The sequence below is a fragment of the Microbacterium sp. UCD-TDU genome (assembly GCF_000340625.1).
GTDB lineage: Bacteria > Actinomycetota > Actinomycetes > Actinomycetales > Microbacteriaceae > Microbacterium > Microbacterium maritypicum.
In genome coordinates, this window is sequence record NZ_AOSO01000014.1 from 1 (window position 1) to 1,938 (window position 1,938).

1 pseudogene is annotated in these 1,938 nt (G+C 69.5%); it reads left to right on the plus strand.

What is annotated here, in order from left to right:
- A pseudogene (locus D514_RS22815) lies at nt 1–1,938 on the plus strand (hypothetical protein); the annotation flags it as partial.

Here is a 1,938-nt window from a genome sequence, read left to right on the forward strand (position 1 = left end):
GGGTCTTCAGGTGGTGTGCACGGCGTCGTATGTGCTGACGCAGGCGGATGTCGATTCCGGGAGCGTGTCGAACACGGCCACCGCGACCGGTACTCCGCCGACGGGCGAGCCCCCCGTCTCACCCCCATCGACCACCGAGATCCCGGTGGACCCGGCCCCGGCGTTGACCGTTGTGAAGTCGGCGGATGTGGACGAGCTCACGGCGGCGGGTCAGACGGTCGAGTACTCGTTCCTGGTCACCAACACGGGCAATGTCACCCTCACCGACGTGAGCGTCGATGAGACGGCGTTCACGGGGACGGGAACCGCTCCGGTGGTCGCATGCCCGGCGGGAGCCGCGACTCTGTTGCCGGGGGCTGCGGTCACGTGCACGGCGTCGTACGTCGTCACGCAGGCCGACCTGGACTCCGGAGGCGTGTCGAACACGGCCACGGCGACGGGTACGCCGCCTTCCGGCGAACCGCCCGTGTCGCCCCCGTCCACTCTGGAGATCCCGGTGGACCCGGCTCCGGCGTTGACGGTGGTGAAGTCGGCGGATCGGGACGAGTTGTCGGCGGCGGGGCAGACGATCGAGTATTCGTTCCTGGTCACGAACACCGGCAATGTGACGTTGACGGATGTGTCGGTGGCGGAGACGGCGTTCACGGGGACGGGCACCGCTCCTGTGGTGACGTGTCCGGCGGATGCGGCGTCGCTCGCGCCGGGAGCCGATGTCACGTGCACGGCGTCGTATGTGGTGACGCAGGCGGACGTGGATTCCGGAGGCGTGTCGAACACGGCGACGGCGACGGGTACGCCGCCTTCCGGTGAGCCGCCGGTGTCGCCCCCGTCCACCATCGAAGTCCCGGCGGAGCGGGATCCGGCGTTGACGGTGGTCAAGTCGGCGGATCTGGACGAGTTGTCGGCAGCGGGTCAGACGATCGAGTATTCGTTCCTGGTCACGAACACCGGCAACGTCACCCTCACGGACGTGAGCGTCGATGAGACGGCCTTCACCGGGACGGGGGCCGCTCCGGTGGTCACCTGTCCGGCGGGTGCGGCGTCGCTCGCGCCGGGAGCCGATGTGACGTGCACGGCGTCGTATGTGGTGACGCAGGCGGACGTGGATTCCGGAGGCGTGTCGAACACGGCGACGGCGACGGGTACTCCGCCGTCGGGCGAGCCCCCCGTCTCACCCCCATCGACGATCGAAGTCCCGGCGGAGCCGGCTCCGGCGTTGACGGTGGTCAAGTCGGCGGACACGACGGAGATCAGCTCAGCGGGTCAGACGATCGAGTACTCGTTCCTGGTCACGAACACCGGCAACGTCACCCTCACGGACGTGAGCGTCGATGAGACGGCCTTCACCGGGACGGGGACCGCTCCGGTGGTCACCTGCCCGGCGGGTGCGGCGTCGCTCGCGCCGGGAGCCGATGTCACGTGCACGGCGTCGTACGTCGTCACGCAGGCCGACCTGGATTCCGGAGGCGTGTCGAACACGGCGACGGCGACGGGTACNGAGACGGCCTTCACCGGGACGGGGACCGCTCCGGTGGTCACCTGCCCGGCGGGTGCGGCGTCGCTCGCGCCGGGAGCCGATGTCACGTGCACGGCGTCGTACGTCGTCACGCAGGCCGACCTGGATTCCGGAGGCGTGTCGAACACGGCGACGGCGACGGGTACTCCGCCGTCGGGCGAGCCCCCCGTCTCACCCCCATCGACGACCGAGGTCCCGGTGGTGCCGGCTCCAGGGATCACGGTGGTCAAGAGTGCTGACACGACGGAGATCACTTCGGCGGGTCAGACGATTGCGTATTCGTTCCTGGTGTCGAACACCGGCAATGTGACGCTGACGGATGTGTCGGTGGCGGAGACGGCCTTCACCGGGACGGGGACCGCTCCGGTGGTCACCTGCCCGGCGGGTGCGGCGTCGCTCGCGCCGGGAGCCGATGTCACGTG